Consider the following 18,944-nt stretch of genomic DNA (forward strand, 5'->3'; position numbering starts at 1 on the left):
TGATGCCCGACCGAAGTCTTACTGGTTGCGAACCGGAATATTCATGTCTTCGATTTTCAGTTCGCGCACCAGTTCCGGAATGCCCCATTCGACATTCGGGTCCACCTTGATCTTGAAGTGGTACATGGGCTGCAGCGCCTGGTGATCTTCTGCGCGGAATACCATCTTGCCCTTCGGCGTCTCGAATTCCATGCCTTCCATCGCGGTGATCAGGTCTTCGGTTTCCGTTGACCCTGCCTTGCGAATGGCGTCGACAATCGCGATCCCGGCGGACATTCCGCCTGCGGTGAAGAAGTCCGGCGGAGCATCGAAACGCTTCTGGTGCTCAGAAACCAGCCAGTCATTCACCGGGTTCTTGGGGATCTCGTAGTAGTAATACGTTGCCCCTTCCATGCCCGGAAGGTCCTTGTAAGCCTTCATGGCCGCCAGGATATTGCCACCTGTCGCTATCTCGACACCGAAGCGCTCCGGCTCCATCGCCTTGATCTTGCTGATCGGATTGCCACCACCGGCCCAGATCACGAACAGAAACTTGCGGCCCGGCTCGTCTTTCAAAGCGTCGAAAATGCGCTGCGCATTGGCGGTAAAGTCCTTGGTGTCGGTCGGCGCATATTCCTCGAACACAAGCTTGGCGCCGGTACCATCAAGCGCTTCCTTGAACGCGGCAACACCATCACGGCCGAAGGCGTAATCCTGTGCAAGCGTTGCGATTGAAACGCCTTCCTGACCGAGTGCGACCGCATTTGCAATCGCGTCCTGGGAAGAGTTGCGCGACGTGCGGAACACGTAGCGGTTCCAGTTATCGCCAGTGATGGAGTCAGCAACCGCAGGCTCGACGATCAGCAGCTTTTCATATTCTTCGGCAACCGGCAGCATCGCGAGAGCCACGCCTGAAGAGACCGGACCGACTGCGATGTCAACTTCATCGTCACCATAAGCTTCGGCCAGGGCTGCCTTGCCGATGTCAGGCTTCAATTGCGTGTCTTTCTCGATCACGACAATCTTGCGGCCATCGATTTCCATCGTGCCGTCTGTCGCATATTCCAGCCCCATCATCAGGCCGGTATGGGACTGCTTGGCATAGGCTTCGAACGGGCCGGTCTTGCCGTAGACGTGAGCGATCTTGATATCTTCTGCCGAGGCACCAGAAGTGCCTGCCGCCGCCAGGCTCAAACCGGCCAATAGCGGCACAGCCCAACGGAAAACACGTTTGGTCATGAATTCTCCTCCCAATGAGCGCTCTGGCCGGCACAAAAATCGAGACTGCTCCCACAGACTGCTTGAGCCGATATTTGCCTGACGCTGAGCCATATATGAAACCTGAATCAGTATTCATGTCAAGAGCAACGCCTTCGTTTGCGCAGCGCAGCAATGTCAGCCAGAGGCCCGGATAATCAATCAACGTCAGTTCAGCAATGTCAGGACCTGATGATCAGCAAGGCCAAGCCGGCCTTCACCGTTTCAGCTTTCGGCCAGCAAGCATGTCCGATGTTTCAAGCCACAAGGCTCCAAATGGACTGTTTCAGATACAAGACGAAATCTGCAGCAGGCCTGCCGCGGTCCGAGGTTCTTCAAAGATCTTGCCGGGAAGATTGCTCGGATCACAGGAACTCCCAGCAACGACTTCGTTCCGCTCTGTCAAAGCGATCAGCTCGGCGACAGGGTCTCGTCACATCTTGTCATTCAGGAACTTTAGCACCGCAGTCTCAGCCTGTTGCCTTGCGGACTCGTCAAACCCGAATGTCACGCCGAATGTAGGGCTTTTGAGCGTGTTCTGGTATTCGGACATGACGGTTTTGGCACCCCATTTCGGGTCATCAAACCCTTGAAAGGCTGTCGGCAATTCAAGAATCTCGACATTCGGATCAGCTTCACCAAGGGAAGAGCAAAGCTCAGACTGGGTCCAATCGTTGTTGCCGGCATTCAGGATCAGAATAGGGTCGGCGAACGTGGCCGATGCGACGGACTTGCAATTCGGATAGAACGACACGACCGCCTTGAAACCCTGTTGAAAGAACTGGCGCGAACCATCTCTGAGCGCACTGCCGGTCGTTGAGCTTCTCGACCACCCGACCGCACTGATCCTCTCAGGATCAATCTTTGGGTGTTGTTTGAGGTAGAGCAGAGCGCCAAAGGCATCCATTACACGCTCTCCGCCCAGACCGCTGACGCCTTCTCCCAAGACATCTTCGCACGTTCCTGACACTGAGCGGGGAGTAAAGCTGTCCACCTGCAGCGTTGCAAATCCGGCCAGAACAAAGGTCTCCGCCCAATTGTCCTGGAATTCCTGTATCCCCTGGCAGTCGTGAAGCAGCACCAGAGCCGGAAACGGCCCGGACCCATCTGGGGTACGCAGCCTGCCCTGGATCGGAAAACCCGGCTCTGGCTTCAGCTCGATGCCCTTCGCCTTTGCCTGCCGGATCTTGAACTTGCTTGGCGGTGTCGTGGCGCTTGGGAATGCGACCTGGGTCACCTCCTGTGCGTCGCCCGGGATTGCGTGTCCTGCAATCACTCCCAACATCACCAATGGCAGCAGAAAATAGCGCCGCCCTTCAATCATCGACATCTGCATATCCCCCAAACATCACAATGCCGGACATTCAATCACGGATTGCAGGCAGATGTCTTGACGATTTCCCTCTCGCATTGGCGTTGCCTGCCCCAGGCGAGAAAGGGAGCGACGTCATTCAGGAAAGCGATTTCCGGCAGATTACCGCAGCCGCTGCTCACTCTGCGGATCGAAGAAAAAGGCCGACGCAGGGTCGAATGAGACGGCAACAGATCCTTCCGAAATCGGCGCCTCCTCACCCTTGGTCTCAACGATGATCCTCTCTCCTGTCGGGCAAATGAGATAGGAATAGGCAACGCCACCAAGCTGTTCGCAAAGGTCGACCTTGGCCCCGTCGACACTCTCGGAAATGTTCAGATGCTGTGGCCGCAGACCAACCAGCACTTTTTCACCCTTCGCCGGCAACGCAACGGAGGTCGGCACTTTGACATCGCCAAACGCAGGAACAATCACTGCGCCATCATCGGCAATCCCATCGACGAAGTTCATGCTCGGCGAGCCGATGAACCCGGCAACGAATTTGTTGTCCGGATCGGAATAGAGCTTCATCGGCGAGCCGACCTGCTCGATGTTGCCACCGCGCAGAACCACAATCTTATCGGCCAGGGTCATGGCCTCGACCTGATCGTGCGTCACGTAGATCATGGTCGCGCCGATATCCTTGTGCAGGCGGGCGATTTCCACGCGCATATCCACACGCAGCTCGGCATCAAGGTTGGAAAGCGGTTCGTCGAACAGGAACACTTCCGGCCCGCGCACGATGGCCCTGCCGATTGCAACGCGCTGGCGCTGGCCGCCGGAAAGCGCTTTTGGTTTGCGTTTCAGATACGGATCGAGCTTCAGGATCCGGCTGGCTTCGGCAACCTTCTCGGAGATCTCGGACTTCGGATGACCGTTCATCTTCAACCCGAAGCCCATATTCTCTTCAACCGTCATATGCGGATAAAGCGCGTAGGTCTGAAACACCATGGCCACACCGCGCTCGGCCGGATCGACATTTGTCACCTCCCGGCCACCGATCTGTATCCTGCCGGAAGTGGTTTCCTCCAGCCCGGCGATCATCCTGAGCAAGGTGGATTTTCCGCAACCGGACGGACCGACGAAAACACAGAACTCGCCATGTTCTATCTGAAGGTCCACTCCATGGATCACTTCCACGTCGCCATATCTCTTGATGGCATTGGTCAGCGTGACGCCAGACATGAATTTCAAACTCCCTGGGAAAGGTTCAAGAGGGGAACTGCCAATCTTCGACCGCCGCAGCAATCTTGGAGGCAGTCTCCAGAAGTGCCGGACGTGCTTCCTGCAATTCCTCCATGGTTTTCCGTGTTGTTGATGTTGTTACCGAAAGTGCGCCGATCGGCCGCCCCTTGGATGAAAGAATTGGCGCTGCGATGCAGATAATGCCGGGCTCATGCTCTTCCCGGTCGAACGCAACACCGTCTTTTCTGATCTGATCGAGATCCGCTCGAAGCTCTGCCTCGGTCGTCAAGGTACCCGGGGTATAGCGGTAAAAGGACTGCTTCTTGATGATCTCGTCCAGCTCGGCCGGCTCTTGAAAAGCCATCAGTGCCTTGCCGACGCCGGTGCAGTATCCCGGCCCGATCTTTCCGGCCTGGGAATACATGTCGATCGGATTGACCGCGTTCCTCTTGTCGACATAAAGCACCTGCCCGCCATCGAGCTGGGCCAGATGAACAGTCTCTCCGACGACCTCCGACAGGGCCCTGACAAAGGGGCGGGCAATCGGCGCGATTGAACTCTGCCGCCATGCCGCATGGGCTAGACGGACCAGGCGAATTCCAAGCGAGTAGGTCTGCTGATGCTCGTCATAAGCCAGCATTCCCTGGCTCACCAGGGTTTGCAGCAATCTGTAAAGTGTTGCCTTGGGATGAACGCTGTCGGACAGAAGTTCCGAAAACCGGACCGGCCGTCCCACTGCCGCCACCTTATCAAGAACATCCAGCGCCTTGCCGACCGTGCCGTCGCCCGTGGCCTGCTTATTCATCACTTCCTCCATCCGCCCGTTTCTTTGCGCCGGGCCTGTTGACAACTTAACCCTATCGCCTCAAAGTATCAATATACAAAACTAAGTTTCACATAATGGAACCACAAGGGAGGACAACCATGCGTTCCATACTGAAAACGTCCGCTGCGGCGTTTACGATCCTGGCTGCGACAACAGCCGGGGTTTCTGCTGAGGGGTTAAAGGGCGATCTGAAGATTTTCCTCGACACCTCGAACCCGGCGCCACGTGCGACCATGGAACAGGCGATCGAAGGCTTTCAGAAGCAGCATCCTGATCTGAACATCGAAACCACGGTGATCGACCGGGAAGCCTACAAAACCCAGATCCGCAACTTTCTGACCGCGAATGCCCCGGACGTCGCCACCTGGTATGCCGCCAACCGCATGCGTCCTTACGTGGAAGCAGGCCTGTTTGAAGATGTTTCCGATCTTTGGGCGGAACCGGCAATTGCCAACAATCTGGCCTCCACCAAAGGTGCGATGACCATCGACGGCAAACAGTGGGGCGTGCCCTACACCTACTATCAATGGGGTGTCTATTACCGCAAAGACATCTTTGATGAGCTGGGCCTGACCGAACCGACAACCTGGGAAGAAGAAAAGGCCAACTGCCAGAAGATCGTTGATGCCGGCAAGAAGTGCTACACGATCGGCACCAAGTTCCTTTGGACGGCAGGCGGCTGGTTCGACTATGTCAACATGCGCACCAACGGCTTCGATTTCCATATGGACCTGCTCACCGGCAAGGCTTCATGGCAATCGGACGAGGTCAAGAAAACCTTCGCCAACTGGCGCGAACTCATCGACATGGGCGCCTTTATCGACAACCATCAGACCTATAGCTGGCAGGAAGCCCTGCCGTTCATGGTCAAGGGCGATGCCGCAGCTTACCTGATGGGCAACTTCGCCGTTGCACCGCTTCGTGACGCCGGCCTGACCGACGACCAGCTCGACTTCTACCAGTTCGTGGAAATCACGCCGGGCATCGAAAAGGCTGAAGATGCTCCGACCGACACCTTCCACATTCCGGCGAACGCCCAGAACAAGGAAGCGGCACGCGAATTCCTGCGTTACGTGGTGTCCCCGGATGTCCAGACCTGGATCAACGACGGCAGCCATCTTGGCCAGCTGCCGGTGAACTCCGAGTCCACCGTGGATGACGACAAGTTCCTGAAGCAGGGCTTTGTCATGCTCTCCAGCAACTCTCCGGGCGGCGTTGCCCAGTTCTTTGACCGCGATGCACCGGCTGAAATGGCGAAGGTCGCCATGGAAGGCCTGCAGGAATTCATGGTCAAGCCGGACAACCTGGACAAGATCCTGGCTCGCCTGGATCGCGCTCGCGAGCGTATCTACAAGTAAGTTCCGCATGCCGGAATTCGGACAGGGTGCCACGGCACCCTGTCTCGTTTAACAAATCTGCCTTCGACTCAAGAAGAGTTCCGAAAATGGCCCAAGCGACCGTCGCCGAAACACGCCAGTCTTCCTGGTGGCACAAGAACCAGCAGCAGCTCACACCCTGGCTGTTCCTGGCCCCGGGTATCCTGTTTTTCCTGTTTTACGTGATCTTTCCGATCTTCCAGTCCTTCAACCTGTCTCTTTACGAGTGGGACGGCCTCGGCAAGGCGGAATTTGTCGGCCTGTACAACTATGAAGAACTCTACTGGGACGACGCATTCTACACGTCGTTGAAAAACAACGTCCTCTGGCTGCTTCTCTATCTTGCCGCCATTCCCGCCGGCTTGTTCATAGCGCTTTTCCTCAACCAGACAGTCACCGGCATCCGGCTCTACAAGTCGCTGTTCTTCTTCCCGTTCGTGATTTCTCAGGTCGTCGTCGGTCTGGTGTTTACCTGGTTCTACGATCCGACATTCGGCATCCTTAATGTTCTGCTGGGTGCAGTCGGCCTGCCACCCATGAACGTTCTAGGAGACGAAGACTGGGTCACGGTCGGCATCATCGTCGCGGGCCTCTGGCCACAGACCGCCTATTGCATGATCCTTTATCTCACAGGCCTCAATGCCGTTGACCCCGAGCAGATCGAAGCCGGCCGTCTCGATGGCGCCAAGGGCTGGCGCATGCTCTGGTACATCATCGTTCCGCAGTTGCGCCCGGCAACCTTCATCGCCTTCGTCGTCACGATCATCGGGGCGCTCCGCTCTTTCGATCTGATTTCTGTCATGACCAATGGCGGCCCATTCGGCGCCAGCCGCGTCCTCAGTTTCTACATGTTCGAAGTCGCGCTGTCCGAATATGGGTTCCGCATGGGCTACGGCGCGGCAATTGCCGTTGTGCTGTTCCTGATCATGCTGGCTTTCATCGCCTATTTCCTCTGGTCGATGTACAAAGAAGAAAGGGCACGTTGAGATGTTTCCGACTCCGATCGAACGCACATCCCGTCCCTGGCAGCTGACCTATCAGACGCTCCTGCCGCTCGCACTCATCCTTTGGCTCCTACCGTTGATTGCTGTTGCGATCTTCTCGGTCAAGCCCGACTCGGATTTCGCCAACGCCAACTACTGGGGCTGGCCGTCGTCCTTCGAAGGCTTCACCAACTATGCGCTGGTGTTTACCGGCTCGGACATGCCGCAGTATCTGCTGAATTCGTTCAAGATCACCATCCCCACCGTGATCGGTGCGGTGGCGCTGTCCTGCATGACCGGCTTTGCGCTTGGAGTTTACAAGTTCAAGGCGAATATCTGGATCTTCTTCATGTTCGTGGCCGGTAACTTCGTGCCGTTCCAGATCCTGATGGTTCCGGTGCGCGACCTGACACTGCAGATGGGCCTCTACAACACCATCACCGGACTGGTTCTGTTTCACATCGCCTTCCAGACCGGCTTCTGCACGCTTTTCATGCGCAACTTCATTCGCGCCCTTCCTTTCGAACTGATCGAGGCCGCACGCGTGGAGGGCGTTTCAGAGTGGCGGATTTTCTGGTTCGTGGTCCTGCCGCTCATGAAACCGGCCATCGCGGCTTTGGCCGTACTGATCTTCACCTTCATCTGGAATGACTACTTTTGGGCTGTGGTCCTTACCCAAGGTGTTGAAAGTCAGCCGGTCACGGCGGGCATCACCTCCTTCAACGCGCAATACCGCGCCGCCTATCACCTGATGAGTGCCGGTTCCATCGTTGCCGCGTTGCCGCCGGTCGCCATGTTCTTTCTGATGCAGCGGCATTTCATTGCCGGTCTCACGCTCGGGGCTGTGAAATGATCAAGACCTGGCATCTTGGCGATAGCCGTCAAAGCATGGTTCTTGCCAGCTTTGACGGTCGCCTGCCGGAAGTTGTGTATTGGGGACCAGCGTTGCCTGACGGTGAATCGCATCAGGCAATAGCAACCGCCTCCGCCGCGGATGTCAGCGGTGGCATGGTCGACAGGAATGCAGCTGTCAGCCTGAACCCCGAAGCCTCACAAACGTTTCCCGGACATTGCGGATTGTCTGTCCGGGACAAGAACGGAACGCCATTGGCGCCCGCTTTTCGCTTCCAGACCGAGACCGCATCCGAGCACTGCCTGACACTCGTTTTTGCAGACAATGCTCTTGATCTGACCCTGACCTTCAACCTTGCTCTTGAGGCGAAAAGTTCACTGTTCAAGCTGCAGTCGAGCCTCGAGAGTGCGGACGAGATCATTGTTGAATGGCTCGCTGCACCGGTTTTGCCCGTGCCGGCACATGCCGATGAAATGATCGAATTCTCTGGACGCTGGTGCGCCGAGTTCCTGACCCGCCGTGTCCCCTTCGCACCCGGAGCCAGGGTTCGGGACAATCGGACGGGGCGCACGGATCATGCACATTTTCCGGGACTGATTGTCTGCTCGCAAGGCACAGGAAACACCAGCGGAGAAGCGTATGCCTTTCACTACAGCTGGTCTGGTGGTCACAAGATGGTGGCGGAGGAGTTGCAGGACGGCCGGAGACATGTCCAGTTCGGTCACGCCTCGGGCAGCCTGCCGGTTGGCCGCACATTTCGAACCGCCCCCCTTTATGCCACCTATTCCGAAAACGGACTGAACGGCGCAGCAACCCGGTTCCAGAAACATGCACGGAACCTGGTGGCAGACGGTGCCCGTTCTCCACGACCGGTTCACTACAATTGCTGGGAAGCAGTTTATTTCGACCATAAGCTCGACGAACTCAGATCCATCGCCTCCCAAGCGGCGGACCTCGGTGCCGAGCGGTTTGTGCTGGACGACGGATGGTTCGGCCGACGGGACGACGACACCACGTCTCTAGGAGACTGGGTGATCGATCTTCGAAAGTATCCCGACGGCCTCACGCCATTGATCGAACATGTCAAATCGCTCGGCATGGAGTTCGGTATCTGGTTCGAGCCCGAAATGATCAACGAGGACAGTGATCTTTACCGGTCACACCCCGAATGGGTACTGGGTCCGGCGGACCAGATCAGAGGCCGCCATCAACTGGTCCTCGACATGTCCAGGCAAGACGTCCGGTCCTATCTCTACGAACACATCGCCAGCGTTTTGAAACACCATGACGTCGGCTACATCAAATGGGATCATAACCGCGTTTTGCCTGTCGTCGACGCCTCACAGACAGAGGGCACTTACGCCCTGATCGATCGACTCCGGTCCGATTTTCCCCAGGTTGAGATCGAAAGCTGCGCCTCCGGTGGCGGACGGATCGATTTCGGCATTCTGGAGCGAACACAACGTGTCTGGCTGTCAGACAGCAACGACGCCCTGGAACGCCAACGCATTCAGCATGACGCAGCTCTGTTCTTGCCGGCTTGCGTGACCGGCTCGCATGTCGGCCCGCGCAAGTGTCACACGTCAGGCCGCGTTCTCGACATCAAACTCCGCTCGTGGACAGCAGCCCAGCGTCATATGGGCTTTGAAATGGACCCGCGCGAGCTGACGGAACAGGAAGCCGCCACCCTGCGCATGGTGACCGGTTGGTGGAAGGCCAACAGGGATTGGATGATGCAGGCGGATATTCTGCGCCTCGACAGTTCCGACCCCGCGATCATTGCCGAGCAGCAGCTTGCGGCAGACGGCAGCCGTTTTGTCGCGTTTGCCGCCCAGATGCGGCCGTCAGACCAGGTCCTTCCCCATCCGTTGCGGCTGACGGATCTGGACCCAAATGCGATTTACAAGATAACCTTGATCAATCAAGACGAAGCTCCGGCCCTATCCCGCGGAGCTCCTCTCCTGAAAGAACACGACCTGGAAGTCAGCGGACAATATCTCATGTCCCATGGCCTCACTCTGCCCTGGCGCTTCCCGGAAACAATCTGGGTTCTGGAAGGCCGGCGGCTTTGAGCGTAAACCGCTCGTCTTAAGCACAATACGGCTCAGACCGTGAAAACAACAATGGGAGCGTTTCATGCACGCGAATTATCCGGATCTCAAAGGCGCCTCGGTGTTCATTACCGGCGGTGGCTCTGGAATCGGCGCAGCCTTGACCAGTGGGTTTCTGGCACAAGGTGCACGGGTTGCCTTTGTTCAACGTTCCGATGCAACCGAATTCTGCGACGAACAGGAAAGCCTGCACGGCAACCGTCCACTGTTTCTGCCATGCGATATCACCGACATGTCCGCCCTGAAGGGGGCAATGAACAAGGCTGCGGAAACACACGGTCCGATCACGGTTCTGGTGAACAACGCGGCCAATGACAAGCGGCATTCCACCGAAGAGGTCGATGAGGATTTCTGGGACTGGTCACAGTCCATCAACCTCAAGGCCTATTTCTTTGCCTGCCAGCACGTGATCCCCGGCATGCGGGCCGCAGGTGGCGGCTCTATCGTCAATTTCACGTCAATTTCCTACATGATGGGCAACGCGGGATACGTGTCCTACACGACCGCGAATTCCGGCATCAATGGCATGACCCGCAGCCTTGCCCGCGAGTTCGGGCCGGAGAACATCCGCGTCAACGCAATTGCACCAGGCTGGGTCCTGACACAGAAGCAGAAGGACATGTGGGTAACGCCGGACGCGCTCCAGGCACATCTGGATCGCCAGTGCCTGAAATTCGAACTTGTTCCTGAAGACATGGTCGATCCGGTCCTGTTCCTTTCGTCGAAGACCAGCAGGGCAATGACCGGTCAGTCCCTCGTCGTGGATGGTGGCGTAGTGGTGACGGGATGACATCGCAGTCAAACATCAGCTGGATCGCGGCGGACTGGGGCACCACCAACCTGCGCATCTGGGCACTGGATTCAGCAGGAAACACGATCGCGCACCGCAGTTCGGACAAGGGCATGGGCAAACTTGCCAGATCGGAGTTCGAACCCGCCCTTATCGAGTTGACGAACGATCTCCTTCGCGCCGGTCACAAGACACCGGTGATCGTGTGCGGGATGGCGGGATCGCGGCAAGGCTGGGCCGAGGCACCTTACAAGTCAGTCCCCTGCCCGCCGCCGTCGCTGGCCGATGCAACGATCGTCACATCGAACGATCCGAGGCTGGATGTGCGCATCCTGCCCGGCATCAAGCAACTGAACCCGGCTGATGTCATGCGCGGTGAGGAAACCCAGATTGCCGGATTTCTGGCGGACAACGAAGGCTTCAGCGGAACCTTGTGTCTGCCAGGCACACACACCAAGTGGGTTGCTTTCGACAATGGCATCGTCACCCGATTCAGAACCTTCATGACGGGTGAAACGTTCGCTCTGCTATCGTCTCAATCCGTCTTGCGGCATGGATTGTCGGAAAAGGAACTTGACGTTGCGGCATTTGCAAGTGCCGTTGCAGAGATCTTCGAAAACCCGCAATCTCTGGCAGCAGATCTGTTTGGAATTCGTGCCGCCGGGCTGGTCGCCGACCTGTCTCCGGAAGCCGCCAGAGGACGGTTGTCAGGTCTCCTGATCGGCGCGGAGCTTGCCGCAGCCCGAGGTGATTTTGATCTGTCGACGGTCAGACTTCTGGGCAGCGACAGCATTGCGGGCGCCTATGGGTCTGCACTCGGGACACTCGGGCACCAGGCCCTCACTCTCGACGCTGAGACCATAACACTGAAGGGTCTCAAGCTCGCTTACACATCATTTTCCAAGGTATCTTCATGAACCGAAATCTGATCGCAATCTTGCGGGGCCTCACGCCCGATGAAGCACTTCCGGTTACTGACTGCCTGATCGCAGCAGGCATCACCCGGATCGAGGTTCCGCTGAATTCTCCTGAGCCTTACAAAAGCATCGAGGCCATGGCGAAGACCTTTGCCGGACGGGCGCAAATCGGTGCAGGCACGGTTCTGGAGCCGGACCAGGTGTCCAAGGTGAAGGCCGTTGGCGGCACGCTCATCGTTTCCCCTGATTGCAATCCGGATGTCATCAGAACAACCAAGGCAGAAGGCATGTCGTCCTTCCCGGGTGTCATGACCCCTACGGAGAGTTTCACGGCCCTGCGCAACGGTGCGGATGGCCTGAAGTTTTTCCCTGCCTCCCTCATCGGCCCGGACGGACTGAAAGCCATGCTCGCAGTGCTGCCGAAGGGAACTGCGACTTATGCCGTGGGTGGAGCAGGACCCGAGAATTTTGGAGACTGGATCAAGGTAGGTGCTGCCGGTTTCGGTATCGGCACGGCCCTCTACAAGCCGGGGTTCTCGGTTGCTGACATCAAGGATCGGGCTGAGAAGATCGTCGCGGCCTATGATGCCGCGATTGCAGCCAACGGATAACAACTATGAGCAATGTCTTTGATGATCGCCAATGCACTTTGGGCGAAGGCCCCATGTGGCACCCTGAGCGCCAACAGCTGTTCTGGTTCGACATTTTGAACAAGCAGTTGATGACCCGCGAAAACGGCACTCCGAAATTCTGGCAATTCGACGAATGCGTCTCTGCTGCCGGTTGGGTCAATCGCAACGAGCTCATGATCGCAAGCGCCAGCAAACTGTTTCTGTTCGATCTCACGAACAACACCTCGACAAAGCTTTGCGATTTCGAGGCGGACAACAACGTAACACGATCCAACGACGGCCGCGCCGATCCGAAGGGTGGCTTCTGGATCGGGACAATGGGCTACAATGCCGAACCCGGCGCCGGCTCGATCTACCGGTTCCACAAGGGTGAATTGCACAGACTGTTCGGCGACATCACCATTTCCAACGCGATCTGCTTTGCTCCCGATGGCCGAACCGCCTACTTTGCCGACACCGCAACGCAGAAGATCCAGAAAATCGCCCTGGATGACGACGGTTGGCCGGTTGGCACGCCGGAGGTTTTTGCTGACCTAACGCAGGATGATCACAATCCCGACGGTGCCGTTGTCGATAGCGAAGGCTATCTCTGGAACGCTCAGTGGGGCGCCAATCGTGTTGCCCGTTACGCGCCGGATGGAAGTTTCGTGGAAGAAATATCGCTGCCCGCCAGCCAGATCTCCTGCCCTGCCTTTGGCGGCGCAGATTTGCGGACCCTGTTTGCAACCTCCGCAGCGGAAGGTTTGAATGGCGAAGATGAGGGCAAGACGTATTTTGCCCAGACAAATGTGCTTGGTCAGGCGGAACACCGCGTAATTCTGTAGGTAAGAAATGAAACGTACTCTGGGCACATGTTACTATCCTGAACATTGGCCGGAAGAGATCTGGGAAGCCGATGCCCGCCGCATGGCGGACGCTGGACTGACCTGGGTCCGTATTGGCGAGTTTGCCTGGTCACGGCTTGAACCGTCACCGGATGACCTTCGGTTCGAATGGCTGGACCGTGCGTTTGAAACTCTCGGCAAGGCAGGCCTGAAGGTCGTTCTGGGCACGCCGACAGCGACTCCGCCTCGCTGGATGACCGAAAAGCATCCTGACATGGTCGCTGTCGATGCAGACGGGAAACCGCGCAAATTCGGCTCCCGGAGGCATTACTGCTTTTCCCATGAAGGTTATCGCAGGGAGAGTGACCGGATCGTTGATCTCCTGGCAAAGCGCTATGGAAAGAACCCCTATCTGGGCGCCTGGCAGACAGACAATGAATACGGTTGCCACGAAACGGCAATTTCCTATTCGGATGCCGCCAGAACTGCATTCCGCGTATGGCTTAAAGAACGCTACGGCTCGATTGAGGAACTCAACCGGTCCTGGGGCAACGTCTTCTGGTCAATGGAATATGCATCCTTTGACGAGATCGACCTGCCAAACCTGACCGTGACCGAACCGAACCCGTCCCATTCTCTCGCCTTCCGCCGGTTTTCCTCAGATCAGGTAGCAAGCTACAACAAGCGTCAGGTCGAGATCATTCGCGCTGATTCGGACGCACCGATCAGTCACAATTACATGGGCCGGATCACCGAATTCGACCATTTCAAGGTCGGGGACGATCTTGATATCGCGACCTGGGACAGTTATCCGCTCGGCTTCCTGGAAGACCGTGTCGGCGCTGATAAAGACCACCAGCGGGCCTTCGCCCACCAGGGCGATCCGGACTTTCAGGCATTTCATCACGACCTTTACCGCGCCGTCGGCAAAGGGCGCTGGTGGGTCATGGAGCAGCAACCTGGTCCGGTGAACTGGGCACCGCACAATCCCGCCCCGCTGCCCGGCATGATACGGCTTTGGGCATGGGAAGCTTATGCCCATGGCGCGGAAGCCGTGTGTTACTTCCGCTGGCGGCAAGCCCCGTTTGCACAGGAGCAGATGCATGCCGGCATGCTGCGTCCTGACAATGCCGATGCGCCTGCTCTCATCGAAGCCCGGCAGGTCGCCGATGAACTGAGCCAGGCACCGGAAGTTTCGGCACCACAGGCACCAGTTGCCCTGATTTTCGACTACGACGCCGACTTTGCCTGGGCCACCCAACCGCATGGCAAGGGGCTCAACTATTTCCAGCTGGTCTTCAACACTTACAAGGCGCTTCGCAAGCTGGGTCTTTCGGTCGACATTCTTCGTGCGCAAACGCGAGACTTTTCGGGTTACAGGATCGTTGCCGCACCCGGCCTGATCTACATGCCGCAAGACCTGAAGCGCGCGTTGGCTGAGGCCAACGCTGAGGTGGTTCTGGGCCCGCGCACCGCGGCGCGCAATGCCGACATGGTCATTCCCGTGCCGCTGCCGCCGGACATGCCCGGTCTCGACGTGACCGTTTCAAGGGTCGAAAGCATGCGCTCCGACATGCCCATGGCATTGAAAGGCGGCGGCCACTTTGTTGGATATCGTGAGGAACTTGAAGGCGCAGCCGAAGTTGTCTTGGAATTGGCCGACGGCCAGCCTGCGGTCATGCGATCGCAAAATCTCACCTATGTCGGTGGCTGGGGCGATGAGATCGTTCTCTCAAAGATATTCTCGGAGCTCTGCAGCAAGGCGGGCATTGAGACGCTCGACCTCTCAGGGGGGGTTCGGTGCAGGGATACAGCTGACCATCGGATTTGGATCAACTATGGCACTGAGCCGACAGAAACGCCTGCGGGCCGCATAGAAGCTGCAGGCGTTTTGCTGGAACAACGCTGAACAAAAAAAAGACCTCGCAAATCTGTCCAACCAGTTTCGAACCTCCAGATCATGTCGCAAATAGAACGGCAATCATTCTGCGGTCTGCCAACTTGAGCTCAGAGGCACTGAATGACACCGCTCGAAAGAGAATGACGGGCCCCATTGGCCATTGCGTCAATGGCTCTTTGATCAATTATGGAGAACAAAATGACGAAGCGAGGGCGTTGTTTCTGCGGGCAAACGAGCTGGGAATATGAAGGCGAAGTAAACTGGGCCTGCTACTGTCACTGTGACGACTGCCGGCGCAACTGTTCCGCGCCAGTAGTCGCATGGCTCGGCGTCCCGCTCAGGAACTTCCGATGGACGGGAAAAGCACTAAAGACACTTGAAAGTTCCAAAGGCGTAAGACGGCACTTTTGCGAGCACTGCGGTTCACCCATGGGATTTGAAGCCGACCACTATTCCGGAGGAATGCACCTATATGCTGCTTCCCTGGAAAATCCCGAAGACTTTGAACCGACATTTCACGTCAATTACGAAAGCAAGCTGCCCTGGCTTCGAATGAACGATGACTTGCCGAAGTATGAGGGAACCTTACTCCACGCGCCGGAAAACCTCCGGGACTATGAAGCGAATTAGGTTTGAGCAGATTCTGAACTCGACCGGTCACAGCTACAATGCCGTGCCCGGTCCGAGGAAGGCAGCTATCCTACGCCGCTTTGCCTTCAACAAGCTGCGTAATGATTGAGACGTAGTTGTCAACACCCTGCGCACCTGTGATCAGGTGACGGTGCTCAAAGACGACGGCGGGCACACCCTGAATGCCGTTTTGCGTCCAGAACACTTCCTCCTGGCGAACAGCGTCAGCATAGCAGCCATCTTCCAGGACGCTCAGGGCAGAGGCGCGATCGAGGCCAAGGTTTTCGGCAATATCTGCCAGAATGGCATTGTCGTTCAGGTCCTTGCGGTCCCTGAAATAGGCTTCGAACAAAGCCATCTTCGTCTGATGCTCCAGCCCTTCCTGCGCGGCCCAGTGGATCAATTGGTGCGCCTTGAAGGTGTTCACCATGCGCATGTCATCGGTAAATCTGAAATCAATTCCAAGTCCCGAACCGACTTCAGTCAACCGGTCGCGCGCTTCCTGAGATTGCTCCGCGGTCGAACCATACTTGCGCATGATATGTTCACGAAGATTTTCGCCTTCAGCTGGCATATCCGGATTGAGCTCAAACGGGTGCCATTTGATAGCGGCGGAAACGCCAGCCTTCTCGATGGCCTTTTCGAGCTGCTTGAATCCGACGATGCACCAGGGACAGACCACATCGGAAACAATATCGATTTGCAGCACCTCTTCCATGTTGAGGTCAGACATTTCAGTCATTTATCTTCTCTCTTTCCAACGCACCCTTAAAGGGTCGCGTCCCCCTTGGGTGGCGGGTTCCAGCCACGTTCCGTGCGTTCGTGACGTTCATCGCCCCGGTCCACCCGCATGATTTCATAAAGCGTTTCCGAATGAGCGCGCATCGCGTCAATATAGGAAGTGTCGACGCCGCCGTCGTTGTAGTTCTCTCTCAAATCATTCAGCATCGCGAGATCGTGATTTCGGAATTCCCCAGCCTTCGTTCTGGCCCGGAAAGGATGAGCTCCAAGCTCGACAAGAGCCTGACGCCCGAGTGACAAGGCCCCCTCGAACACTTCTCTCTCCGCGAAATGTGCTCCGGCATTCTCAAGCTCGTAGACATGGTGCCGGTCCCTTGCCCGCGCAAGGATTTTCACCTTCGGATAGGTCTTTGCGACATGTTCGACGACCATGGTCTGCTTGTCCCTGTCGTCGATCGCCGCCACAAAGAGATCGGCGTCCTTCAGTCCTGCACCATGAAGCAAGTCGGGACGGGTCGCATCACCGTAGAAGGTTCGAATGCCGACGCGCGCCAGATTGTCGATCGTCTGCGGATCGTGGTCCAGAATGACGACATCATAGCCACTGGTCATCAAAAGGCGCGAGACAATCTGGCCGTATCGCCCCATCCCGGCAACCACCACCCGGCCGCGGCTGTCGATCACATCCGGAGGACGGTCGGATTTTGCAGCAACACGAGGCGCAACCACTTTTTCGTAGAAAATGAACAGTGCCGGCGTCAGCAGCATGGAGATAGCAACGGCCAACGTCATGATCTGCAACAAGCCCTGCCCCAGAACACCTGAGCTGGCTGCGAAACCGAACAGCACAAAGGCAAATTCGCCTGCTTGGGCAAGTCCGAGGGCAAACAGCCAACGATCAGGTCCCCGTAATTTGAACGAAGTGCCAAGCACGAAGAGCAGGGCGAACTTGACCAGCATCACTCCGATTGCCAGACCGATGATTGTGAACGGCGCGCCAAACAGCAGGTTGAAATCGATGCCGGCGCCCACAGTCAGGAAAAACAGCCCAAGCAGCAGCCCCTTGAAGGGTTCGATGTCGGCTTCCAGCTCATGCCGGTAGTCGCTGTCAGACAGAACCACGCCTGCGAGAAAGGTTCCAAGCGCAGGCGACAGGCCGACGAAATCCATCAGCAGGGCAATCCCGATCACCAGCAGCAACGCGGTTGCGGTGAAGATTTCACGTAAATGAGCCTCTGCAATGAAACGGAAGACAGGACGAAGCAGATGCCGTCCGGCGACTATGATCGCGGCAATAACGCCGAGAATGATCAGGGCCTGCGCCCATCCGGGTAGTACGGCCAGCGCTTCGCCGCCGTGCGCGGCGGCATCGCCATGACCGTTCAACTCCTCGCCGTAATACCCGGCACCGTTGCCGCCCGAAAGCAACGGCAGCACGGCAAGCATGGGGATCACCGCAATGTCCTGTGTCAGCAGAACCGAAAAGGAACTTTGTCCGCCCTGCGTCTTGAGCCAGCCCTTTTCGTTCAGCGTCTGCAGGACGATCGCCGTCGAGGACAGTGCCAGGATCATGCCGAGCGCAATTGCGCTTTGCCAGGAAAGCCCGAATGCGAACCCGGCTCCGGTGAAGACGGCGGTCGTGCCGACAACCTGCAAGCCGCCAAGTCCTATCAGCTGCTGGCGCATTTTCCAGAGCATGGCGGGTTGCAGTTCCAGCCCGACCAGAAACAGCATCATGACAACACCGAATTCGGCAAAATGCTGAACTTCAGTGGCCTCCGATCCGACGATTCCGAGGATGGGACCGATAAAGACCCCGGCAATCAGGTAACCGAGAACAGAGCCCAGACCGAGCCGGTTGGCGATCGGCACTGCAATGACCGCGGCACACAGATAGACGAAGCTGTCGCTCAAAAACTCCATCAGACTGCCTCCCTTTTCAGGATGAAATCGTCAAGCACATGCGTCAGGTAATCTGCTCTCGCCGCTTTTTTCAGGTCAAACCGGTCGGCAACTAGCGCCTTCAGCAGATCGTCATAAGCATTGCGGTGCACATCCAGGCGGTTCTCTTCCAACGCCCGTCCGGCGCCGAACATCACAAAAGGCGCAAGATAGCGCATTCCGCAGAGACTTGCGGTGTGTTCGAACGGCGCCAGCAGAGAACGCACATCGGATTTATGCATGCCTTCCCGGGAATAGGCATTCGACTTGGCGCCAGTTGAAATCGCATTCAGAAACGTTTTGCCTTCCAGCGCCTGGCCCTGCAGGCCATAGGCAAACCCGTACTCCAGAACCAAGTCCTGCCATTCCTTCATGATTGCCGGAGCCGAGTACCAGAAAAGCGGATGCTGAAAGATGATGACGTCATGATCCCGAAGCCTTTGCTGCTCGGTATCCACGTCGATGTTGAAATCCGGATATTCCGCGTAAAGATCGACGGCGGTCACGCCCTGAACCGCCTGTGCCGTCTTGAACAGCGGATAATTCACTTCCGACCGATCCGGCCTGGGGTGAGCAAAAAGAACCAGAACCTTAGCCAATTGGGCCCCCGGAAACGCAGTTTCGCGAAACGGGCACCGGACGGCGTGT

The 18,944-nt window shown here is 57.1% G+C and carries 17 protein-coding genes; 10 read left to right on the plus strand and 7 right to left on the minus strand.

The features are described from left to right. Positions 1-18: 18 nt before the first annotated feature. From ABLQ08_RS10935 to ABLQ08_RS10950, 4 genes are all read right to left on the minus strand, one after another. Complete coding sequence (locus ABLQ08_RS10935) at positions 19-1,218, minus strand: substrate-binding domain-containing protein (RefSeq protein ID WP_352941751.1); 1,200 nt, start codon at positions 1,216-1,218, stop codon at positions 19-21. 451 nt (positions 1,219-1,669) lie between these two features. Then, positions 1,670-2,566 (minus strand): dienelactone hydrolase family protein, encoded by an 897-nt coding sequence (locus ABLQ08_RS10940; RefSeq protein ID WP_352941754.1) that lies wholly within the window; start codon positions 2,564-2,566, stop codon positions 1,670-1,672. Positions 2,567-2,710: 144 nt separating this feature from the next. After that, on the minus strand, positions 2,711-3,772 hold the full coding sequence (locus ABLQ08_RS10945) for an ABC transporter ATP-binding protein (RefSeq protein WP_352941756.1): 1,062 nt from the start codon (positions 3,770-3,772) through the stop codon (positions 2,711-2,713). A gap of 25 nt (positions 3,773-3,797) precedes the next feature. Then, a complete protein-coding gene (locus ABLQ08_RS10950) occupies positions 3,798-4,577 on the minus strand; it encodes an IclR family transcriptional regulator (RefSeq protein WP_352941758.1) in 780 nt (259 codons plus the stop codon). Between the two features lie 119 nt (positions 4,578-4,696). Between ABLQ08_RS10950 and ABLQ08_RS10955 the strand changes: the two genes are divergently transcribed. The 10 genes from ABLQ08_RS10955 (at position 4,697) to ABLQ08_RS11000 (ending at position 15,614) form a co-directional block, all read left to right on the plus strand. Then, complete coding sequence (locus ABLQ08_RS10955) at positions 4,697-5,956, plus strand: ABC transporter substrate-binding protein (RefSeq protein ID WP_352941761.1); 1,260 nt, start codon at positions 4,697-4,699, stop codon at positions 5,954-5,956. Between the two features lie 86 nt (positions 5,957-6,042). Continuing rightward, a complete protein-coding gene (locus tag ABLQ08_RS10960; protein WP_352941763.1) occupies positions 6,043-6,960 on the plus strand; it encodes a carbohydrate ABC transporter permease in 918 nt (305 codons plus the stop codon). 1 nt (position 6,961) lies between these two features. Then, on the plus strand, positions 6,962-7,810 hold the full coding sequence (locus tag ABLQ08_RS10965; protein ID WP_352941765.1) for a carbohydrate ABC transporter permease: 849 nt from the start codon (positions 6,962-6,964) through the stop codon (positions 7,808-7,810). After that, complete coding sequence (locus ABLQ08_RS10970; protein ID WP_352941767.1) at positions 7,807-9,882, plus strand: alpha-galactosidase; 2,076 nt, start codon at positions 7,807-7,809, stop codon at positions 9,880-9,882. Before ABLQ08_RS10965 ends, ABLQ08_RS10970 begins: the two co-directional genes overlap by 4 nt. 64 nt (positions 9,883-9,946) lie before the next feature. Beyond that, positions 9,947-10,711 carry an SDR family NAD(P)-dependent oxidoreductase gene (locus ABLQ08_RS10975; RefSeq protein ID WP_352941768.1) on the plus strand — a complete coding sequence of 255 codons (765 nt, stop codon included), beginning with the start codon at positions 9,947-9,949 and terminating at the stop codon, positions 10,709-10,711. Next, a complete protein-coding gene (locus tag ABLQ08_RS10980; RefSeq protein WP_352941770.1) occupies positions 10,708-11,628 on the plus strand; it encodes a 2-dehydro-3-deoxygalactonokinase in 921 nt (306 codons plus the stop codon). The genes ABLQ08_RS10975 and ABLQ08_RS10980 overlap by 4 nt, the downstream gene beginning before the upstream one ends. Then, entirely contained in the window at positions 11,625-12,239 is a 615-nt protein-coding gene (locus ABLQ08_RS10985) for a 2-dehydro-3-deoxy-6-phosphogalactonate aldolase (protein ID WP_352941772.1), read from the plus strand. The genes ABLQ08_RS10980 and ABLQ08_RS10985 overlap by 4 nt, the downstream gene beginning before the upstream one ends. 5 nt (positions 12,240-12,244) lie before the next feature. After that, positions 12,245-13,084 carry an SMP-30/gluconolactonase/LRE family protein gene (locus ABLQ08_RS10990; RefSeq protein ID WP_352941774.1) on the plus strand — a complete coding sequence of 280 codons (840 nt, stop codon included), beginning with the start codon at positions 12,245-12,247 and terminating at the stop codon, positions 13,082-13,084. 7 nt (positions 13,085-13,091) lie between these two features. After that, positions 13,092-14,993 carry a beta-galactosidase gene (locus ABLQ08_RS10995; protein ID WP_352941776.1) on the plus strand — a complete coding sequence of 634 codons (1,902 nt, stop codon included), beginning with the start codon at positions 13,092-13,094 and terminating at the stop codon, positions 14,991-14,993. Between the two features lie 189 nt (positions 14,994-15,182). Beyond that, positions 15,183-15,614: a GFA family protein gene (locus ABLQ08_RS11000; RefSeq protein WP_352941778.1), complete on the plus strand. Its 432-nt coding sequence runs from the start codon at positions 15,183-15,185 to the stop codon at positions 15,612-15,614. A 70-nt stretch (positions 15,615-15,684) separates the two neighbouring features. On the opposite strand, the gene ABLQ08_RS11005 is transcribed toward ABLQ08_RS11000, so the two are convergent. The 3 genes from ABLQ08_RS11005 to ABLQ08_RS11015 are packed head-to-tail and all read right to left on the minus strand — an operon-like array spanning position 15,685 to position 18,895. Continuing rightward, the gene (locus ABLQ08_RS11005) at positions 15,685-16,356 is read right to left on the minus strand and encodes a DsbA family oxidoreductase (RefSeq protein WP_352941780.1); all 672 of its coding nucleotides are present in this window, start codon (positions 16,354-16,356) and stop codon (positions 15,685-15,687) included. A 26-nt stretch (positions 16,357-16,382) separates the two neighbouring features. Next, positions 16,383-18,278: a monovalent cation:proton antiporter-2 (CPA2) family protein gene (locus ABLQ08_RS11010; protein WP_352941781.1), complete on the minus strand. Its 1,896-nt coding sequence runs from the start codon at positions 18,276-18,278 to the stop codon at positions 16,383-16,385. Next, positions 18,278-18,895 (minus strand): NAD(P)H-dependent oxidoreductase, encoded by a 618-nt coding sequence (locus ABLQ08_RS11015; protein ID WP_352941784.1) that lies wholly within the window; start codon positions 18,893-18,895, stop codon positions 18,278-18,280. The genes ABLQ08_RS11010 and ABLQ08_RS11015 overlap by 1 nt, the downstream gene beginning before the upstream one ends. Between the last annotated feature and the right edge of the window lie 49 nt (positions 18,896-18,944).

Source organism: Roseibium sp. SCP14 (assembly GCF_040329475.1).
Lineage (GTDB): Bacteria > Pseudomonadota > Alphaproteobacteria > Rhizobiales > Stappiaceae > Roseibium.